The following is a 19,796-nucleotide window of genomic DNA, read 5'->3' on the forward strand; positions in this document are numbered from 1 at the left end:
AAGCAGGCATATCTGTACACCTGTCATGCATCAGGTTTCCTCAAGCACCGGCAACTCGGTTAATGCGACCTGCATGGCATCCTCGATGTTGTCTACCAGCACGAATCGCATCTGATCCCTCAGCTCTTGGGGTATATCCTCCAGGTCCTGTTCGTTTTCTTTGGGGAGGATCACCGTCTTGATCCCCGCTCGGTGGGCAGCAAGCACTTTCTCTTTTATGCCACCCACTGGAAGAACCTTGCCCCTCAGCGTGATCTCACCAGTCATGGCAACGTCGCTGCGTACGAGCCGGCTTGAGCCCAGGGAAGCCAGAGCAGCCACGATGGCCAGCCCCGCAGATGGGCCGTCCTTGGGTATAGCCCCTGCAGGAACGTGTATGTGCACAGTCTTCCCCGTGAAAGCGTCTGGATTCACCCCCAGAGGGTCAGCCTCTGACCGGACGTAGGACAGAGCTATCTGCGCTGATTCCCTCATTACTTCTCCTAGCATGCCTGTGAGTATTACTCTGGGATGAGGGTCTGGCATCATGGTGGCTTCGATGAACAGGATCTCTCCGCCTGTGGGTGTCCACGCCAGACCAGTGGCCACACCGGGTCGCGTTATCCTCTCGGCAGTGCTATGGAAGTGTCTGGGATGTCCCAGGTATTCCTGCAGATTGTCCGGGGTGATCTCGATGGACTGAGCCGCACCGTCTGCTATTGCCCTGGCCACCTTGCGGCAGATCGTTGCTATCTGCCTGTCAAGGTTCCTGACTCCTGCCTCCTGTGTATATTCTCTGATGATCTTTCTGATGGATTCCTCGGTGAACCTTAGCTCGCTATCCTGGATGCCGTGAGCTCGCATCTGCTTGGGTATGAGGTATCTTTGGGCTATAAAGAGTTTCTCCTGCTCGGTGTAGCCCGATATCTGTATTACTTCCATCCTGTCCAGCAAGGGCGCAGGGATGGTATCCAGCGTGTTTGCCGTAGCTATGAACAGTACCTGCGAGAGATCAAACGGCACTCCCAGATAGTTATCAACAAAGCTGTGGTTCTGTGCGGGGTCGAGGACCTCCAGCAGCGCAGCTGCGGGATCTCCCTGAAAACCTACTGTTATCTTATCTATCTCGTCCAGCATGAATACTGGGTCTTTGGTGCCAACCCTCCTCATACCCTGGATAATTCTGCCTGGCATGGCTCCTATATAGGTCCTGCGGTGGCCTCGTATCTCGGCTTCGTCCCTTATGCCTCCCAGGCTCATGCGGATGAACTTCCTCCCCAGCGCCCTGGCTATGCTCTGCCCCAGGCTGGTCTTACCAACACCCGGCGGACCAACAAAGCACAGTATTGGTTCTCTCAGCGTGTCGCCAGATCCCGAAGGTATTGTGTTTTGCTCACCCGTACCTTCCTGGCCAGAGAGGTTGCTTACCCTCTGCTCTCTAAGCTTGCGCACGGCCAGGTGCTCTATTATCCTGTCCTTTACCTTTTCCAGGTCGTAATGGTCCTCGTCCAGGATCTCCCTGGCTCTCTGCGTATCTATGGTCCCTCCGGAGAGTTTGTTCCATGGCAGGTCCGCCAGCCACTCCAGATATGTCCGGATGATAGCGTACTCTGGTGAAGCCATGGGGATGGTGGACAGCCTGTTCAGCTCCCGTTCGGCTTCTTTTCTGGCTTCCTCGGGTAGTCCTGCCTCTTCGATCCTGCGTCTGAGCTCGTTGACCTCGGACTGCTCAGGACCTTCTCCCAGCTGGGACTGGATAGTACGCAACTGTTCTCTCAGGTAAGCTTCCCTCTGGGCCTGGGTAAGCCTCTCCTGCGTCTCGCTCTGGATGCGCTGGCTTATCTCCCTTATCGACAGCTCCTTCTGGAGGATCTCTACCAGCCTTCTTAGCTTGACTTCCAGAGGCTCCAGCTCAAGCAGTTCCTGCCTGGTGTCGACATCGAGCTGGATGGCTCCCGCAATGAAATAGAAGGTTTGGATAGGGTCCTGAATGCTGTCCAGAGTGGGTAGAATCTCATTTGGCAGGTCTGGTGATATCTCCACCATCCTGCGGAACAGATCGACGGCCACCCTTCGGAGGGCTTCTTCCTCCACGTTGTTCTCGGTCTGGTCCGGGGCAGGATCGATTCTGGCCACCAGGTAGGGCTGGGTAGATATAAAATCTAGAATCCTCACCCGCTGCACGCCCTGTACCACTATTCTCAGCGTGCCATCGGGTGCCCTGACCAGGTGATGTATGGTTGCTACGGTGCCTATCCTGTAGATATCATCTGGCCCCGCCTGCTCGACGTTCCTGCTTCTTTGGGCTACTAATACGATCAGCCTTCGGCTTCTCATGGAGTCGTCTACTAGGCGTATGGACCTTTCCTGCCCTACAACTATCGGCAGCACCGCGAAGGGGTATATCACCGAATCCCTTAGAGGCAGCACAGGCAACAGGCTGGGTATATTAGCCTCCGGCTGTTCCTGATTGTTCATATCAGCCTCCATGGTCATTAGCTTCTATTGTTCTCAGCTACTTTGGGAAGCGTGATGCGAAGTATGCCGTTATCGTAGTTTGCCTCGACACCCTCAGGATCTATACTCGTGGCAATGGCGATCTCCAGTCGGAATGGCCCATGACGAATCTCGGCGTGTCGGTACACCCCATCCTCCCCGCAGATGTTTATGCTTCTCTCGCCCTCGACCACTAGCGCGTTCTCGTACAGGGTGACGTCTATGTCCTCGGCTTTTATACCCGCGAGCTCGACGATGATGTTTATATGTCTTGGCGTCTCACATATATCCGTCATAGGCCGCCATACTGTGGAGCCCAGTCGGAACATGGGCTGCCGGATGCCCAGCAGCCCGCTCATGACGTTCAGATCATCAAAAGGAGCACTGATCGTGTACTGGTAGCGCAGGTATCTGTAGCGCATAGGGTTTCCTCTCTCCACTATCCGAACTTCAGGCTTTAGATATATCCTTTGTAGCAGATTCTAGCTTCTGTTGGATCTTCCTGCTCTGCTCATCTTCCAGGTGCATGCTCTCCACCTTGGAGAATATATCCTCAGAAGGTGCAGACCCTTCCAGCTCCTCGTACTCTTCGGTCAGCATCTCCTTGAGGTAATTCCTGGCCAGCTCTATCCTGTAGCGTATGTCCTCTGGTTTCTGCCCTTCGATGCGGGCTATCTCCTCTACGCTCATACCATCAACCACGTGCATCAGGAATGGCTCCCTCCAGGATTCAGGCAGATGACCAATTATGCTGGCCAGCGCTGACTGGAACTCCCGCCTCTCTATTATCTCCTCAGGGATCGGAGCTGTTGGGTCAGGGAGTACATCCATCAGCCTTATAGGTCGTTCCATCAGGTAGTCGGAGTCGTAGTTACCTCCTATCGGTTGCTCGAGAGAAATCTCCCTGCGCCTCTGCCGAGCCTCCCTCACCAGGTTGTTCAGTACTCTTCTTACAAACCTTCTAAGCCATGGGTACAGCGGGCTGTCTGGAGGTAACTCTCGGTACCTGCGCAGTGCCTCCACAAGGGCCTGGTCTACAACCTCTATCGGATGCACGAACCCTGGGGCGAGCTCGCCTGTCGATTCGTAATATCTAATGCGCCTGCGAGCGTAGTTTACCAATGGTCTCAGGTACTTGATGGCCTCTCGTGGGAAATCTTCAGGTTCCCTTATACTAGCTTCAACTCTAGCTGTCACTGATATCCCCCGGGATATTATGGTGTTGTACGTAATAAAGTGTATTAGTTTTGCTTATATAAAACCAGGGGCATCTGTGGCTGTGCCGGCCGGCACAGCCACAGAGCTAAACTTACTGAGTAGTGGATTGAGGCTCTATAGATGGCTGAGAGGTCTGTGCACCTGTCGTGATCTGTATTCTCCTTGGCTTAGACTCTTCAGCCTTCGGCAGAGTGAGTACTAGCTCCCCATTCTCGTACTTGGCACTGGCCTGGTCGCCACTTATCCTCGTTGGCAGGGTGAACGTACGCGTCACCTTTCCAAGCCTGCGCTCTCTCACCAGGTAGCTACCTTCTCTCCTCTCGCCTTCCTCCTTGTGCTCGGCGCTGATCGTGAGCGTATCACCAGTTATGGATACGTTGATCTCCTCGGGTTTGTATCCTGGCAGGGATGCCCTCAGCACGAAGTTGTCATCCGTCTCTTCAATATCCACCGGGAAGGAAGATTCCCTTGTGCCCATCAGTAGCGAGGGACTCACGAAGCTTTCCTCCAGCAAGCGGTTGACTGCGTCCCGAAGACTCATCATCTCTCTGAATGGATCCCATCTCTGTATCGACATCTTCTTACCTCCTGCAGAGATATTCTTCCCGATGTGAGCGTGAGCATTGCGTGTGCCAAGGCTACAGTCTATAGGGTATAGTGTGTGATTGAATCGCCAATAATTTGAGGATTTCAGCTGATCTTATGCTTGATGTTACTCTCTTAGGAACAAGTGGGACATTACCCCTGCCAGGCAGGTATCTTTCATCAGCCTTGATAAGGATCGGCGGCAAACTCTTCCTCATAGACTGTGGGGAGGGCACTCAGGTAGCTCTTCGAGCTAAGGGTTGGGGCATCAGGAGAATAGACTCTATCCTGCTCACGCACTCACATGCCGACCACGTGCTGGGCCTGCCAGGACTGCTACTGACTTTGGCTTTCAGCCAGAGGGGAGCTGAGGAGCCTCTCCGCATCTTTGGCCCGCCATCGGTGTTGCCCGTGCTGGAGTCTATCAGGGTCTTTGCCCCAAGGTTACCCTATCCCGTCTATTTCATTCCCCTTGAGGTCGGAGATGAGGTGGATGTAACAGATAATCTGAAGCTGTTTGCTGGTCCCACGGAGCACGACGTACCTTGCCTTTCCTATTCTCTGTACGTGCCAAGAAGTCCCAAATTCGACGTAGAAAGAGCTAATTCCCTGGGGGTTCCCCGAGATCTGTGGGGGCGCCTCCAGCGAGGCGAGAGCGTCTTTGTGGGTGAAAGAGAGATCCAACCTCAAGACGTCCTGGGCCCGCCCAGAAAAGGGCTGAAGCTAGTATTTATCACCGACACCAGGTTCACTGAGGATCTTGTGTCCTTTGCTTCTAAGATCCAACCTCCCGACCTGCTCATATCCGAGGGCATGTATGGGGACGAAAGCATGCGTCCTAAGGATTGGGATGTGCCCCACATGACCTTTGCTGAAGCTGCAAAAGTAGCCTCAGCTTCCGGTGCAAGGCTTCTGTGGTTGACTCATTACAGCCCTATGATGGCGGATCCATCCAGGTACATAGAGAATGCTCGCAGGATATTCCCCAACGCCATCGCAGCGCAGGATGGCACAGAGATCTCTTTGAGCTACGAGGACTAAATCGTTATCAACAAGGTACCATGTGTGGCACAATGTGAATTGGGGGTACACCTGCCTAATAAACCTTGAAAGGATTTCAAAAGATATGACAGTGCGTGTTGGCTTCATAGGAACAGGAGGAATAGCTACAAGTCATCTGCTTAACCTGGCATCTATAGAGGATGCAGAAGTTGTCGCTCTATGTGATATAGCTCCCAACAGGGTAGAAGAGGCCAGGGAATACGTAAACAGGAACATCCTGACCAGATCGGAAGCCGAGGGCGTAGAGCCCAGGCTGATCGAAGCCGCTACGTACACTGACTACAGACAAATGATAAGAAATGAGCGGCTGGATGCGGTCTACATCTGCCTGCCCCCGTTTGCACATGGCGATCCAGAACATGCTGCGTTGGATGCGAACCTGCACATGCTAGTAGAGAAGCCCGTTGCGTTGGATCTGCGAGTCGCCAACGACATATTGCGCAGGATAAACGAGCAGGGTGTCATAGCTACCGCGGGCTATCAATTGAGGTACATGGGCTTTATAGATAAGGCCATTGAGCTCTTGAGGAATACCGTTATCGGACAGACCATAGTCCTGCGCTTTACCAGGACCCCTGGTACCAGCTGGTATCACCGACAGGATAGATCTGGTGGCATGATGATAGAGATGGCCACTCATCAGGTGGATCTTCTCAGGTTCCTGGTGGGGGAGATACGTAAGGTCTATGCAGCCGCTGCCACACGAATAAACAACCTGGACAATCCGGAGTACGATATATTTGACGTTAACTCTTCGACCTTCACGTTCGACAATGGAGCCGTATGCAGCTTCGCTATCAACTTCCTTACCGGCCCTTCTGGCTTGCCAGATCTAAGGGGAGTTCACATCTTCTGCAAGGACTACATCCTTTCGATGGATATCTCACTCAAGGTCCGACGTGGAGATGATGTCGAGGAGTTTGGTCTGGAACATGACCCAATGCTGGAGGAGGACAAAGCCTTTATAGAGGCGGTGAAGACCTCCAATCCAGCGATCCTTAGATCTGATTACCTCAGCGCAGTGCGCACACTGGCTGTAACCATAGCCAATGATAGGTCTGCAAGATCTGGCATGCCTGTAGATGTCAACGAATTGTTGCGGGCGGAGGCCCCGCAGGCTGCCTGGTAAAATTTTCGAGAGGAGAAAGAAGGTGCTTATAGGAGCTCGTCAGGATTGCGTACTAGGTGATACTCTGGAAGATCGCATGAGGATACTAAAGGCCCTGGGATACGACTTCGTTGAGCTGGCGCTCACTCGTTCGGAGATAGCAGGGCTGGATGCTCATTCCGCCGACTACTACAAGAACATCGTGGAAAGTACCGGCTTACCTATACTCTCCACCAGCATGGGACATTTTGGGCATTTCGCATCCCTCAACGATGAGGAAAGAGCAGAGATAGTATCGCATGTGGACAAGCTTATAACCTTCACTCATGACATAGGTGCTGATGCTATACTGCTGGCCACACAGGAAGAGAGCCTGAAAGTGAGCGAGTACCTAAGTATCTACAGGCAGCATATTTTACCGCTGGCGGACAAGGCTTTGGACCTGGGAGTAACCTTGGCCCTAGAGCACGTCAACTGGTACAAGCCCTGGGCTCTAGCTGAGCTAGTGAAGGGACTCAATCATCCAGCGGTTGGCATCTACTTTGACATGGGCAACTGCCTATACGTGGGCGAGAACCCAAAGGAACAGGCCAAAATATGCGCTCCCTACACAGCGCATCTACATATCAAAGGGGGACCTGTGGCGCCACTGGCTGCCATGCCGCTGGAGGAGATCAAGAGCATACTTGAGGCTGGAGGTTTCCATGGGAGGGGTTGTTTGGAGATCATGACGGTGGAGGGCAACAGGCACCTATCCGAGGCTATGGGCTTGCTGAGGATGGCCGGGTACAAGTAGCTCAGAACTTGAAGGTCTCCACCAGTCTCTTGTCGGACTCGCCTGTCACCTGAGCTACCACCTCCACATGTGTCTCGAGTCCTGAGCCCTTGAGCTTTTGACGTAGCAGCTCATCTATCTGGAAGATGCCTGCTGCGTTGCTCATATAGATAGTGACCCTTATAGCTTTCTCCTGCCCTTGGTTTATTTCCACCTTCTCTATGGCGGCAGCGGACACGGAGTGGATGTTGACGTGCCCACTTTCGAAGGGTATTCTGGATCTGCCCTGGGCCATATCGAGCGCATCGGCCACTCGCACTATGCCTGCCTCCAGAGTGAGGGGTCTACCATCGCTTCTGTGAGTGATGATGGCGTGCAGGGTTTCTGAGATGATGACTCGGCGTTCAGCTGCAGAGTAGAGGTTACTGAGCAGCTCCTGGAGTTTGGGTAGTGCTATGAAGAGGCTCATGAACTCGTGATCATCTCTGTGTATGGACATACCGCAGTCATGGAGGAGTGCTGCCAGTACCACAACGACTTCTGCATCGTGCTCGGACATGCCGTGGTCTTTGACTATTGAGGGTTGTATGTTCTTGGCCATCAGGAGGCGGAGTAACCTAAGAGCCAGATTGGCAACTATCTGCACGTGTACTGGGCCGTGATCGCTCATGCCCAGCCTGTCAACCCCGTTGACGTTCTGGCACCTCCAGATAGCATGCAGGTCCTCATCGGAGTTCACAATACCTACTAGTTTCTGGAGCGTGGGATTATGTCTTGTCGGCAACCTGATTATCTCCGAGGGCTGCAACGGGGTGGTGCCAGACAGATTGACTCTCCTGAAGGCTTCGGAGATCACGAAAGGAGGGCCGGCCGCTTGGCTCGGCGTGGGAGAATTCTTCGGCTCTTACCTATTTGGTATCGACGGCGTGTAGGCTTTGGGCCATCGTCTGGAAGTCCTCAAGTAATCCCTCCCTCACGAGCGTTTCTCTAGAACTGTAGGTGCCATATCCCTCCATCGTCAGATTCATTGGCTGCCCAGCATCCACCAAGAAGGCCACAAGCTGCATTTGATCCTCTGCTGGCCTCACAGAGTAAATTACTCCGTTGGCAAGGCCGCTCTCCTTCTGGAACCTCATACCGGTATCCCGCCAAGACATCTCGATGGCCTTGGTCCAGCCAACAGGATCGGGATGTTGCCTAAACAGCTCAAGCTGCATGACCCGTAGGTTCTTGTTCCTATCTGCCAACACTCTGTAGTTAGTGGCAGTGAGCACGAGACGATCCGACTTGTGCTGGGAGTCGGGAGGCACATAGGCCCGTCTGTCACCCAGGTCCACTGCTTGCCATCTGGCTGGCACGAGCATACCATAGCCGAACTTGCGGTCCGTCTTGGGAATCAATAGCCCGATGAGGGGGCTATGAGCGCTCGTGGGACCTCCTCCTGGCCTTGTGGGTACTTGGGATGATCGGAGAGCTGCCGCTACGAGGATGCCTCCTGCCAGCAGGATCACCAGTAGCGGTACGACCAACCATGAGATAATCTTGCGACTCATCGCTGTCACTCCTCTTAGAAACCAGGGCACCCCACCAGGGTGCTCCCTTCCTGCCCCTCATGCTCCCCCGGCAGCGGCACCTCTACCCGCAGGTCATAGCTCTGCCCTGTTTGGGTTCTCACGTCCTCCATCACTAGCACTAGATGCCTGACATGTGTCGGTATGGGATTGAAGTCTAATGTGAAATCGACCGTCCTGCCAGGCAAGGCTTTGCCAATGAACCTCTCCTCGGGCTCTCCTGTCCTCCAGGACCAGCCAGCCCCCACTGCCGGGTAGCGATGCCCCTGGTCGTCCAGTAGGTAATAGGGAGGCGGAGGTGGAGGCTCTCCTTTGGACCCCTCACGCGTCTCATACAGGATGACGGGGGAGCTGCCAGTGTTTGTTAGGCACAGGTACACTACAGTGTAGGTCAGCGCTATCGCTCTGCCTAGTGGTTGCTGGGGCTGGTAGCTCACGCGCCACAGCAGCAGCCGCAGTGGACCTGCCTGTGAAGTGCTCACCGCGTACACATCCCCCTCGTAGTAGCTCGTAGGTTCCACTCCTGCCGGCCCCAGCCTGTTGCACACCACAAGGAAGCCCGCCCACAGGGCGATCGCTCCCACGATCCCAACCACGGTTGCAGCTCTTCTCATCCTATCAGACATTTCCAATCACTACCAATCATGGTACACAGTTATCTATCCAGATTATAATGCTAGTAGAATGGCTGGTAGACAGCGCACCACCGAATGGCGTTGTCTCCGAAGTTCATCACGTGATAGGTATTGGTCCGCAGTCTGGTATCTATACGGTAGGGGTACCAATCGTCACTGACCTTGTACTGGCTAGCAGAGGTGTGCTTGCCTATGGCCCTGAACAGAAGTGTCGTCCCGGCTTCACAGGGGTAGGTGTCGTTGGTTACGTACGTGTTGTACAGCCATGAGTATCGCAGGTCGCTATGGCGGTACCAGTGCTCCTCGTACAGCCGCTCGATCATATCCCTGGTAGGATCCCATCGCGTGATCATCTTGTAGGACTCATCGTAGCCACAAATGCTGCCATGGCAGTGGTAGTTGCCGACATACTTGGTGCCAGTTGTGCGATCAACTGATGTAATGGAAACTAGTTCATCAGCAGCTATAGCCTTAGAAGCCGTGGCCTCCACCGCCTCAAGGCTCCCAACCATGAGTGCGAAGTCTGTGAACAGCCCCTCACTCACGAGCTGCTCTTTGGAGCCATAAATACCAGAACCATAAAGAGAAGCCACTAGCAACTTGCCTTGATATACCGTATATGCCACAAGCTGAATCTGATCCCATTGGCTGAGTGAATATATCGCGGCCGCAGGTGGCCCTGGAACCCGTTCATACGGGATATTCTGTGCCTCCCAAAACTGCTCCTGGAACTGCGTCCAGGCACTCAAAGAGGTTTTTTGCCTAAGTAGCTCCAGCCCAACGACGGTCATGTTGCTGCTGCCATTTCCCGCTAAGGTGTGAGCATTGGTTACAGTAAGCAGAATCTGATTGTCGGTCTCGCCTGTATTTGTGGGAATGTACCCACGCGCGTCTCCCAGGTTCACTTCCTCCCAAGTTGCTGGCACGAACATCTGGTAACCGAACACGCTGTCGGTTTGCTGGACAAATCTCCCAACAACAGAACTAGTAGCTGCTGGGACCGCTGCTCTCACTGCTTGTGGAAACATCAGAGCCAATAGTGATATAGCAAATACGATATGAATCCACGTTCTCATGATCTTATATTCCCCTTTGGCCGACTTCTAGAACTTGGATGCACCCTAAAAGTTGTATGTTATGCTACTCTAGCCGATGCATCTATCGATGCCCACCCATTTGGTTCTGGCTCCCGCTGGCCCACAAAGGGCCAGCGATGGACATGGTTGGCCATATCCAGAGGCATATCGTATCTCCATGGGAGCCTCCTGCGGCGATCACTTTACCATCCGGTGACCAGGCAAGTACCGAGGCCTCGTTGTTGCACCCAGGCAGTGTGACCACTCGTCTACCATTGGCGCGCCACACCCTGAGGACGCTATCTGGTGTCCTCCCAGCCAACCATACTCCATCTGGAGACCAGACTATATTGGATGCCGACCACTCTGCAAGGGGGCCTAGGTATCGATATAGTGTTCTGGGCTCGGCGTGCGGATCGCGCAAATCAAACATCCTCACGTAGTTGCCGGACATCAGGGCGAGCTTACCACCATCTGGGGAGAACGCTAGGCTTACTATCGGGCCGTTGCCTGGCAGTTGGGCAGCCACTCTCCCTCTGTGGTCGTAGAGTGACACCAGGCCGTCCTCGTTGCCAGTGGCAAGCATGCTACCATCCGGTGACCAGATCATAACCGTGGCAGGAGCTCCCAATCTCCCAATCGTCCCAACGAGCTTACCGTCTCGCTGCCACAGCCTGAATCCCCAGGCACCAGCCGCAAGGGTACTGCCGTCTGATGACCATTCGACGTGTAACCACTTGCCCCCACCGCCATCCGTGATTAGCATCTTGAGCAGCCTGCCATCCACTCCGAACAGCCGCACGACTCCCTTGAACTGGATGAGCCCTGTGGAGCCAGCTTGTTCCTGCTGAATCGATCCCACTGCCAGTATCTGTCCATCTGGCGACCATGCCAGGCTGTATACCTGCTCTTCATCCAACCGAAGTGACTTGATCTGCTTACCATGCGCGTCCCACAGCCGGACGGTTCCATCCCTAGATCCGGAAGCCAGCAGTTGGCCATCTGGCGACCACTCAAGGCTGGTAACCGGGGCTGTATGACCTCTGAGCGTAGTTAGCAGCTTTCCCTTGGCGCTCCATAGGCGCACGGTAGGGTCAAAGGTCTCGTTCCTGGTGACAACTCCCGAGCTCGAGGCGAGGATCTTGGCATCTGGTGACCAGGCCAGCACCGTCACAGGACCATTGTGGCCGACAAGGACGATCGGCCGCTTCCTGAGGATGGCCTCAGTTGTCATGCTGGTGGGTGCTGCATATGGCGATACCTGCTGCGTCGGTGTGTTGGTAGTCAGAGGGGGCTGCCCGATGGCTCTAGCGCTCGGAGTTGGACTCCCCGCAGTTCCTGAAGACCTCACACTCTTGTTGCCGATCACGTCGCCCGAACCATTGGGGGCACGACCAAAGACACACGCGGACAGCAACAACCCTACGAGCAGCAATGACCCCAGCAGTGCAAACTTCGCCACGGCGTTATTCCCCCTACCTAACTGCTGCTTAGAGTGTGCAGACTCCCAATACAAGTACTATCCGTCCTGCTAGCAGTTAACATTAGCTGTGCCCCCACAAGATCCACAGCTTGGTGTCAATACGGCCTTGGAGCAACTATACTTGCAGCACTCGCGGCACTCGACAAGTGCTGTGCCGTAACAGCAGGTCCACAGCCACCAACTGGGGTGCGAGGTGCCGTAAGTGAAGCAGTTGCTTGATTCGGTAGACGTGCAGTCGTCTCGGTACCCGAGATGGCAGCAGTATTTTGTCCTGACTGTATTATAGTTGGTGCAGTTGGTGTGGTAGGCCTCAGCTGTCTGGATGCGACGGCTCGAGAGGAGCAACAAGAAGCCAAGTGCCGCTTTGCTAGCGATACCGAGAAAGCGTCGCCGATCTACCTGCTTGCTGAGCTTCTCTACTACTTTCTCCGTTGACATAGGCTTACCTCCTGATAACTTCTGTTTATCCTTATCTCAGTTCCACTTACCACTAATGGAGCAGCATACACCTGATAGTAAGCCCGAGCGCCAGCACGAGCAGTCCATAGCCATGCCAGCGATGCAAGCAGGGACGATACGCTCGCAGTCCCTGGAGGTTCTCCAAAAGGGTGACTCTGTGATCGAATAGTAGCGGGACCCACGCTACTGCCAGGGCCCGCCCTAAGCCATGGACTCGAGTTAGCACACAAAATAGTGATTCCTCAACTAGTGGGTGCCCCCATGGGCTAAATGGCCTGCTCTGTTGGCCTTTCACAGCTCCACACCCTCCTCGAGGGACAAGAGTTTACCTGGTCTTATTTTCAGTGTAAGCAGGTGACATTAATAGTGATATGAGCTAGCGCATATCAAGCTAGGTAAGATCGTTCAGTTCGGACAGGAGGCGGTCGGGGTTGGGAACGACTATCCCACGATGATGAGGTTGATAGTTTATCAAGCCCAGTTCTCGTAGATGGCGCAGCTTCCTGGTGACCTCCTCTTGGCTTGTGCCTATCATACCAGCTAGCTCCTGATGGGTGGCAGTAACTAATCGTTGCTCATTGGCTTTGGCCAGTCTGGAAAGTGTGCGCGCCAGGCGGGTGCATACGTCCATGAACACGACCTCCTCTATGAGGTCATATGCCTTCCCCAGGCGCTCGCTGAGCTGACAAAAGCAATAGCTGGCAATCTCAGGATCGGAGATAATGATTTGTTGAAAGTGCTCACGCGGTACACGACATATTCCCGTCCCGTCCGCTATCGCTTCCAGGAGGTTGCTTGGTTGTAGTATGGGGTCGTTAGGGGCAAGCCCGAGGATGTCACCAGTTACGAATTTGGCTAGGGTGAGTTCTTTGCCTTGGGTGGAAATCCGATAGACTCGAGCGAGGCCGCTGACGAGGATAAGAGTCCTATCTCTCCCTTCTTGCAGATCTATTATCAGTTGTCCCTGTGCATACAATCTGTAAGAAGTCATGTTGACTAGAGTTCTCAACAAATCCTGGGGCATTCCAGAGAAGGGGTATAACTGATGTAGGATTGATTTATCCATCTCTCGCGGTCTTACAATGGTGTGTTAATCCATCCACCCTAAAAGTTGTATGTTATGCTACTCTAGCACTATGCATCTGTCAATCTTTGTGGCAGCATAGAGTAAATCTGTGCACATCAAGGGGACCTGTGGCGCCACTGGCTGCCATGCCGCTGGAGGAGATCAGGAGCATACTTGAGGCTGGAGGTTTCCATGGGAGGGGTTGTTTGGAGATCATGACGGTGGAGGGCAACAGGCACCTATCCGAGGCTATGGGCTTGCTGAGGATGGCCGGGTACAAGTAGCTCAGAACTTGAAGGTCTCCACCAGTCTCTTGTCGGACTCGCCTGTCACCTGAGCTACCACCTCCACATGTGTCTCGAGTCCTGAGCCCTTGAGCTTTTGACGTAGCAGCTCATCTATCTGGAAGATGCCTGCTGCGTTGCTCATATAGATAGTGACCCTTATAGCTTTCTCCTGCCCTTGGTTTATTTCCACCTTCTCTATGGCGGCAGCGGACACGGAGTGGATGTTGACGTGCCCACTTTCGAAGGGTATTCTGGATCTGCCCTGGGCCATATCGAGCGCATCGGCCACTCGCACTATGCCTGCCTCCAGAGTGAGGGGTCTACCATCGCTTCTGTGAGTGATGATGGCGTGCAGGGTTTCTGAGATGATGACTCGGCGTTCAGCTGCAGAGTAGAGGTTACTGAGCAGCTCCTGGAGTTTGGGTAGTGCTATGAAGAGGCTCATGAACTCGTGATCATCTCTGTGTATGGACATACCGCAGTCATGGAGGAGTGCTGCCAGTACCACAACGACTTCTGCATCGTGCTCGGACATGCCGTGGTCTTTGACTATTGAGGGTTGTATGTTCTTGGCCATCAGGAGGCGGAGTAACCTAAGAGCCAGATTGGCAACTATCTGCACGTGTACTGGGCCGTGATCGCTCATGCCCAGCCTGTCAACCCCGTTGACGTTCTGGCACCTCCAGATAGCATGCAGGTCCTCATCGGAGTTCACAATACCTACTAGTTTCTGGAGCGTGGGATTATGTCTTGTCGGCAACCTGATTATCTCCGAGGGCTGCAACGGGGTGGTGCCTGAAGGCGATACCTCCGGCCCTGGTTCCTGGGGAAGGTCAAAGCCTTCTGACTCCTGCCTGTCTATGCTTGTAGCTCGGTTGCTTTCTTCCTCCAAGATCCACCTCCATCTTGTGCACAACTTACAAGCTATGAAATTATAATGCGTGTTACACTCTAGAAGATTTTTATCTGTTAAGGTATAACAATCGTCAATCAGAGGTCTAATTAGTCTTAGTTTTCTTCTTGGAGAAGGGATGATGTCGAGACTCGTGAAGCTTGGAAGACTACAGAGGATCGAGAGAATACTTTACCAGAACCCGCAGGGTCTTACTATCCAGCGCCTGGCTGAGCTCTGTGATGTATCTATCAGAACTATATATCGTGATATCAAAGATTTGGAACAGATCTTTGAGGTCCCTTTGACCAGAGAAAACGGCAGGTGGAAGGTCGTTCGGACTTCTTACCTGCCGCCAGTCAGGTTCTCTCTGCACGAGGCCATGGGGCTGTTCCTCTCCTACCGTCTGGCACTTCGCTACATGGACAAGCAGAATCCCGACCTCGAGGAGGCCTGGAGCAAGATAGGAAGTGTGATGCCCGAGCCTATATCTCGGTTCTTCCCGGAGACTCTTAGGGAGATCAAGAATAAGCCATTAGACAGAGAGTACAACAGGACCGTTAGGACTCTCACAAGTGCTTGGGCCGAGGGCAGAAGGGTAAGGATTCAGTACCTGTCCTCCAGAAGATCAACGCCCAAGGAGAGGCTAATAGAGCCCTATTTCATGCAGCCCTCGGGTATAAGCCATGCGTTGTATGTCATAGCCAGAGATGTGGAGATCGACGAAATACGCACCTTCAAGGTACAGCGCATAAAGGATATAGAGCTTACTGATGAAAAATACGAGATCCCGGGAGATTTCGATGCCCTTGAATTCCTCAAGAACAGCTGGACCATCTGGTCAGATGAGCCTGTCGAAGTAAAGGTCAGGTTTAGCCCCAGGGTGGCTTCGGCTGTGAAGGAAGCTATTTGGCACCCCACGCAGGAGCTCAAGGAGGAACCAGATGGCTCAGTCATATGGACGGGCAGAGTTTCAGGCATCCTGGAGATAAGTGCCTGGATACGCTCTTGGGGAGCCGAGGCAGAGGTGCTTGAGCCCAAGTCTCTTCGTGAGTCCCTTGTCAACGACGTACAGAGTTTGGCTAAGCTATATGGCCTGGGCCTGACAGAATCTGCCAGCAAGCAAGAGGGACAATGCACGGTTGAGATACAGGACACGAAAAACTTTGCTCATGAGACTTCGTAGAGGGGACGACGATACTGGATGCTGTAGTGGTTGGCAGCGGGCCTAATGGACTTGCTGCTGCCATAACTCTAGCGCGTAGGGGTTTACGAGTACTGCTGCTCGAAGCCAGTGACCACCTAGGAGGAGCTGCGGCATCTCTACAGCTCACATTACCTGGTTTCACGCACGACCTAGGCGCCGCGGTCCTCCCTCTAGCCTTTACCTCGCCTTTCTTCCTCGAGATGCCTCTGAGAGATCTGGGAGTGGAGTGGGTGTACCCTGACGTGCCGCTAGCCCATCCTCTGGGACCCAGAGAGGTCTTGTTGCTCCATGAATCAATTCAAGAGACGGCTATACAGTTTGGTGATGATGGAGCTAGATACTCACGATTGATAAGCCCTTTGGTGTCTGAGTGGCCAGGACTAGCGAGGGACCTGCTGGCTCCCGCTATAAAGATTCCTCGGACACTATCTTATATACGTTTTGGTGTACATGCTCTGCTTCCATTTAGTGTCCTCGCTGATGCGCTGTTTTCTACTTCCCATGCCAGGACTTTACTGGCAGGTGTAGCAGCTCATTGGGCTATGCCACTTACCAGACCACTTACCAGCGTTCCCATCCTGCTCTTATGCACGCTAGCACATATTACCAGGTGGCCTATGGCGCGAGGGGGGACCGGCAGGCTAATAGAGGCTATGGCAGCCTATTTCAGGGATCTTGGGGGAGTTGTGCAGCTATCCGCTCCCGTACACAGCCTAAGTGATATCCCGCCCGCTAAAGCGGTGTTATTCGACCTCGCTCCCAGGCAGGTAGTTGACATCTTGGGTGATAGACTCCCATCTGGATACAGAAGAGCATGTGCGAGATACCGGCATGGGCCTGGAGTGTTGAAGTTGGACTGGGCTCTGTCCGCACCTATACCCTGGATATCCGAAGCTTGCAGGTCTGCTGGGACTGTACACTTGGGAGGCACTTTTGAAGAGATAGCTGACACTGAGAGAAGCGTCTGGGAAGGGCATGTACCCTCGAGGCCTTTTGTGATACTCAACCAGCCCAGTGTCTTTGATCCAGGCAGATGCCCTGGCGGTTACCATACTGCCTGGGCTTATTGCCATGTACCCGTATCGATCACCAACAAAGAGGTGGAGTATCTGGCAAACAGAATAGAGAGCGCGATTGAGGAACTCGCACCTGGCTTCAGAGATACGATATTGGCCAGATCAGTACTTGCCCCCACAGACCTGGAGTATCTCGACTCAAACCTCGTAGCTGGGGATCTAACTGGAGGGGTATTGGATCTATGGCAGGTTTTGGCAAGGCCAGTTCTAAGTCATGTGCCTTACAAGATCCCTGTGAGTGGGATGTATATCTGCTCCTCCTCTACCCCTCCAGGCCCTGGAGTGCATGGCATGTGTGGGTACTGGGCAGCTAGATCAGCCCTACGCTACACGTTCCATATGGAGTGAACCTGGACTTCCTCCATGAGAGCAGACTCTGCCCCGTCCACGGCCCTGCATACAAACACTTTAGGTTCTTTCCCTGTCCTGGCATGATATTCTTGCATCACTCTCTCATAGAGCGTTGGTACAGCATCCTGATGTACTAGCGCCAGAGCTACTCCGCCGAATCCTGCACCTGTCATTCTAGCCCCAATGACCCCATCTGTATCCCAGGCTATCTCGACGATTGTGTCCAGCTCAAAGGAACTCACCTCATACAGGTCTCTGAGGCTTATGTGAGACTCCTTCATTAGGCGTCCAATAGCAGCTGCATCCCCGTTACGTAGTGCCTCCGCCGCCTCGAGCGTGCGCATGTTTTCCTCTATCACATGCCTCGCCCTCTTACGCTGGGTGCTGGTAAGCAGATCCAAATTTTCTTCAAGTTGCTCTAGCGTCACATCCCTTAGGGCTTTTATCCCTGATATCCTGGTGCTCAGCCTGGTTACAGCTTCCTCGCAATCCTGCCTTCGCTTCTTGTACTCGGACCCTGCCAATTCTCTGCTTACGCCCGTGTCAAGTATTACCAGGGATACGTTCGGCAGATTTATGGGTATGTGCTGATACTCCAGCGACCTGCTATCCAGCAGCAGGGCGTGGTCCTGACGGCCTAGCGAGGAAACGAACTGATCCATGACTCCGCAAGGCACACCTACGAAGTCATTCTCCGCTCGTTGCGCTATGAGGGCCACCTCTTCACCACTTAGTTCTATATCTGCTGCCCTACAGAAGGCATGAACGAAGGCGACTTCCACGGCTGCTGAAGAGCTCAGTCCAGACCCTACAGGTATGTCGCCCATGTACACTGCTTCCATACCTCTGAGCTTATAACCTCTATTCTGCAGTTCTACCGCTACTCCTTGTGGATACCTTAGCCACAGGAAGTCAGTGCGATTATGGTTCTCCAGATAGAAGTCGGATTCCTTGCCCATATCCAGGGCCACCAGTCTCACCAAAGAGTCGTTTCTAGGCCTGCACACCACGTTTATCTCGTAGTTGATGGCCGCCGGTAGCACCCAGCCATCGTTGTAATCGGTGTGTTCGCCTATGAGGTTTATCCTTCCCGGTGCTCTGGAGGCTATCGTAGGCTTTCCACCATAACGCATCTCGAACGCTCGTATCAGAGCTCCTATATGCTTGAAGCGATACTCCTCGGTCATTCAATGCTCTCCTTATCTGGTATGACTGCCCTGAGTTCTGGAGCTTTCTCCTCTGGCAGGGAGTCATTGATGAAAGTCCCTGCTCCAGTTTCACTACCCGCAAGATATTTGAGCTTGGTAGAGGTTCTATGTGGAGGATAGAACTGTAACTGGAAGTGGTAGTAAGGATGCTCTTGGTCGTCAGTAGGTGTCTGGTGCAGGGCCATTATAAACGGCATGCTGAACCCGAACAGCTTGTCGTATCCAACAAGTACTCTCTTGAGGGCATAAGCTAGATCCCAGGATTCTTCGCTCGTTATCTCAGCCAGGGATCCGAAATGCCTCCTGGGAATTATATGCACCTCATATGGCCAGCGCGCATAGAAGGGGATAAACGCTACAAAGTTGCCTTCCTCAAAGAGTATCCTTTTGCCATAGTTAGTTTCCTGTTGCAGGACATCGCACACCAGGCATCTTCCCGTCTTCGCCCGATGCTCGCTAAGAGCACTTAATTCCCTTTGCATAAGGGGAGGGATGAAAGGGTATGCATAGATCTGACCATGCGGATGGTGCAAGGTCACACCTATTACCTCTCCCTTATTCTCAAAAATGAACACGTACTTAACGTAAGGCAAGCTACCAAGCTCTATGTAACGATCGCGCCAGACAGCTATCAGGCGGCGAATGTGGCTCACGCTCTGGTCGGTAAGTGTGGTGTCATGCTCCGGAGTATATACCACTACCTCACACACACCCTCTGCAGGCCGCACATCGAAGATCCCCATAGGCTCTATCGCCGGTTGCGGTGGTTGCCTCTGCAACGATGGGAACTTGTTCTCGAAGACCGCTATATCGAAAGTCTCCACTGGAATTTCTGTCTCATGCTTGCCACTCTTAGTAGGGCATAACGGGCAGTAATCCCTTGGAGGGAGAAAAGTTCTGTCCTGCCTGTGTGTGGCTGTGATCACCCATTCCCTGAGTAGCGGATGCCATCTGAGCTCAGACATCTTTGTTCCCCTCCGAGGATGTCACGGCTTGATCCTGCCCATGCGCTGGTACCTGCTGTTGGTCGGTGTGCTCGGTGAAAGTGTAGTAGATTATGTATCTGCCGTCTTTCTTCTGTTCTTTGGATTTGATCATCTCTGGCTGCCAAGATTGACTATCTGCTGCCATAACCAACCTCTTCCTTGGTCTTCGCGTGCTTTGCATTCTACAACATAACACCTGTCAAGCGAATGAGCGAGATATTAGTACTGCCTGGATCTAGCCAAAAATGCCTATCGTGTAAACGCATATCCTATGAG

21 protein-coding genes are annotated in these 19,796 nt (G+C 53.3%); 7 read left to right on the forward strand and 14 right to left on the reverse strand.

The features are described from left to right. Positions 1-30: 30 nt before the first annotated feature. The 4 genes from lon to TTER_RS02680 form a co-directional block, all read right to left on the reverse strand. Entirely contained in the window at positions 31-2,457 is a 2,427-nt protein-coding gene (gene lon, locus TTER_RS02665; protein WP_012874489.1) for an endopeptidase La, read from the reverse strand. A 17-nt stretch (positions 2,458-2,474) separates the two neighbouring features. Then, positions 2,475-2,897: an Hsp20/alpha crystallin family protein gene (locus TTER_RS02670; RefSeq protein ID WP_012874490.1), complete on the reverse strand. Its 423-nt coding sequence runs from the start codon at positions 2,895-2,897 to the stop codon at positions 2,475-2,477. Positions 2,898-2,925: 28 nt separating this feature from the next. Continuing rightward, positions 2,926-3,672, reverse strand: coding sequence for an RNA polymerase sigma factor (locus tag TTER_RS02675; RefSeq protein ID WP_012874491.1), 747 nt, complete (start codon positions 3,670-3,672; stop codon positions 2,926-2,928). Positions 3,673-3,784: 112 nt separating this feature from the next. Beyond that, positions 3,785-4,270, reverse strand: coding sequence for an Hsp20/alpha crystallin family protein (locus TTER_RS02680; protein WP_012874492.1), 486 nt, complete (start codon positions 4,268-4,270; stop codon positions 3,785-3,787). A 125-nt stretch (positions 4,271-4,395) separates the two neighbouring features. Between TTER_RS02680 and TTER_RS02685 the strand changes: the two genes are divergently transcribed. From TTER_RS02685 to TTER_RS02695, 3 genes are all read left to right on the forward strand, one after another. Next, positions 4,396-5,319: a ribonuclease Z gene (locus tag TTER_RS02685; protein ID WP_012874493.1), complete on the forward strand. Its 924-nt coding sequence runs from the start codon at positions 4,396-4,398 to the stop codon at positions 5,317-5,319. A gap of 85 nt (positions 5,320-5,404) precedes the next feature. Beyond that, a complete protein-coding gene (locus tag TTER_RS02690) occupies positions 5,405-6,469 on the forward strand; it encodes a Gfo/Idh/MocA family protein (protein WP_012874494.1) in 1,065 nt (354 codons plus the stop codon). A 22-nt stretch (positions 6,470-6,491) separates the two neighbouring features. Beyond that, positions 6,492-7,244: a sugar phosphate isomerase/epimerase family protein gene (locus TTER_RS02695; protein ID WP_012874495.1), complete on the forward strand. Its 753-nt coding sequence runs from the start codon at positions 6,492-6,494 to the stop codon at positions 7,242-7,244. Position 7,245: 1 nt separating this feature from the next. On the opposite strand, the gene TTER_RS02700 is transcribed toward TTER_RS02695, so the two are convergent. The 5 genes from TTER_RS02700 to TTER_RS02720 all read right to left on the reverse strand — a co-directional run bounded on the left by TTER_RS02700 (position 7,246) and on the right by TTER_RS02720 (position 11,967). Then, a complete protein-coding gene (locus tag TTER_RS02700) occupies positions 7,246-8,007 on the reverse strand; it encodes an HD domain-containing protein (protein ID WP_012874496.1) in 762 nt (253 codons plus the stop codon). Between the two features lie 124 nt (positions 8,008-8,131). After that, on the reverse strand, positions 8,132-8,776 hold the full coding sequence (locus TTER_RS02705) for a hypothetical protein (RefSeq protein WP_012874497.1): 645 nt from the start codon (positions 8,774-8,776) through the stop codon (positions 8,132-8,134). Positions 8,777-8,790: 14 nt separating this feature from the next. Next, entirely contained in the window at positions 8,791-9,420 is a 630-nt protein-coding gene (locus TTER_RS02710; protein WP_041424322.1) for a hypothetical protein, read from the reverse strand. 50 nt (positions 9,421-9,470) lie between these two features. After that, a complete protein-coding gene (locus TTER_RS02715) occupies positions 9,471-10,505 on the reverse strand; it encodes a hypothetical protein (protein ID WP_012874499.1) in 1,035 nt (344 codons plus the stop codon). 82 nt (positions 10,506-10,587) lie between these two features. After that, positions 10,588-11,967 (reverse strand): WD40 repeat domain-containing protein, encoded by a 1,380-nt coding sequence (locus TTER_RS02720; protein WP_169302604.1) that lies wholly within the window; start codon positions 11,965-11,967, stop codon positions 10,588-10,590. 343 nt (positions 11,968-12,310) lie between these two features. Here TTER_RS02720 and TTER_RS15725 point away from each other — a divergent pair, with 343 nt between their 5' ends. Continuing rightward, complete coding sequence (locus tag TTER_RS15725) at positions 12,311-12,616, forward strand: hypothetical protein (RefSeq protein ID WP_169302605.1); 306 nt, start codon at positions 12,311-12,313, stop codon at positions 12,614-12,616. A 222-nt stretch (positions 12,617-12,838) separates the two neighbouring features. Here the strand turns inward: TTER_RS15725 and TTER_RS02725 are convergent, their stop codons facing one another. Next, positions 12,839-13,438 carry a Crp/Fnr family transcriptional regulator gene (locus tag TTER_RS02725; RefSeq protein WP_041424323.1) on the reverse strand — a complete coding sequence of 200 codons (600 nt, stop codon included), beginning with the start codon at positions 13,436-13,438 and terminating at the stop codon, positions 12,839-12,841. 203 nt (positions 13,439-13,641) lie between these two features. Here TTER_RS02725 and TTER_RS15730 point away from each other — a divergent pair, with 203 nt between their 5' ends. Next, entirely contained in the window at positions 13,642-13,797 is a 156-nt protein-coding gene (locus tag TTER_RS15730) for a hypothetical protein (RefSeq protein WP_169302606.1), read from the forward strand. 1 nt (position 13,798) lies between these two features. Here TTER_RS15730 and TTER_RS02730 read toward each other — a convergent pair whose 3' ends face one another. Continuing rightward, complete coding sequence (locus TTER_RS02730) at positions 13,799-14,692, reverse strand: HD domain-containing protein (RefSeq protein ID WP_012874504.1); 894 nt, start codon at positions 14,690-14,692, stop codon at positions 13,799-13,801. A 142-nt stretch (positions 14,693-14,834) separates the two neighbouring features. On the opposite strand from TTER_RS02730, the gene TTER_RS02735 reads away from it, so the two are divergent. Both TTER_RS02735 and TTER_RS02740 read left to right on the forward strand, forming a co-directional pair. Further along, the gene (locus TTER_RS02735) at positions 14,835-15,878 is read left to right on the forward strand and encodes a helix-turn-helix transcriptional regulator (protein WP_012874505.1); all 1,044 of its coding nucleotides are present in this window, start codon (positions 14,835-14,837) and stop codon (positions 15,876-15,878) included. Between the two features lie 26 nt (positions 15,879-15,904). Continuing rightward, positions 15,905-17,323, forward strand: coding sequence for a phytoene desaturase family protein (locus TTER_RS02740; RefSeq protein WP_012874506.1), 1,419 nt, complete (start codon positions 15,905-15,907; stop codon positions 17,321-17,323). Here TTER_RS02740 and TTER_RS02745 read toward each other — a convergent pair. The 3 genes from TTER_RS02745 to TTER_RS15735 are packed head-to-tail and all read right to left on the reverse strand — an operon-like array spanning position 17,302 to position 19,665. Continuing rightward, complete coding sequence (locus TTER_RS02745) at positions 17,302-18,513, reverse strand: galactokinase (protein WP_012874507.1); 1,212 nt, start codon at positions 18,511-18,513, stop codon at positions 17,302-17,304. The genes TTER_RS02740 and TTER_RS02745 overlap by 22 nt on opposite strands. Further along, positions 18,510-19,499: a galactose-1-phosphate uridylyltransferase gene (gene galT, locus TTER_RS02750; protein WP_012874508.1), complete on the reverse strand. Its 990-nt coding sequence runs from the start codon at positions 19,497-19,499 to the stop codon at positions 18,510-18,512. The genes TTER_RS02745 and galT overlap by 4 nt, the downstream gene beginning before the upstream one ends. Then, positions 19,492-19,665 carry a hypothetical protein gene (locus TTER_RS15735; protein ID WP_012874509.1) on the reverse strand — a complete coding sequence of 58 codons (174 nt, stop codon included), beginning with the start codon at positions 19,663-19,665 and terminating at the stop codon, positions 19,492-19,494. Before TTER_RS15735 ends, galT begins: the two co-directional genes overlap by 8 nt. Between the last annotated feature and the right edge of the window lie 131 nt (positions 19,666-19,796).

Origin of the sequence: Thermobaculum terrenum ATCC BAA-798, from assembly GCF_000025005.1 — a bacterium.
GTDB lineage: Bacteria > Chloroflexota > Chloroflexia > Thermobaculales > Thermobaculaceae > Thermobaculum > Thermobaculum terrenum.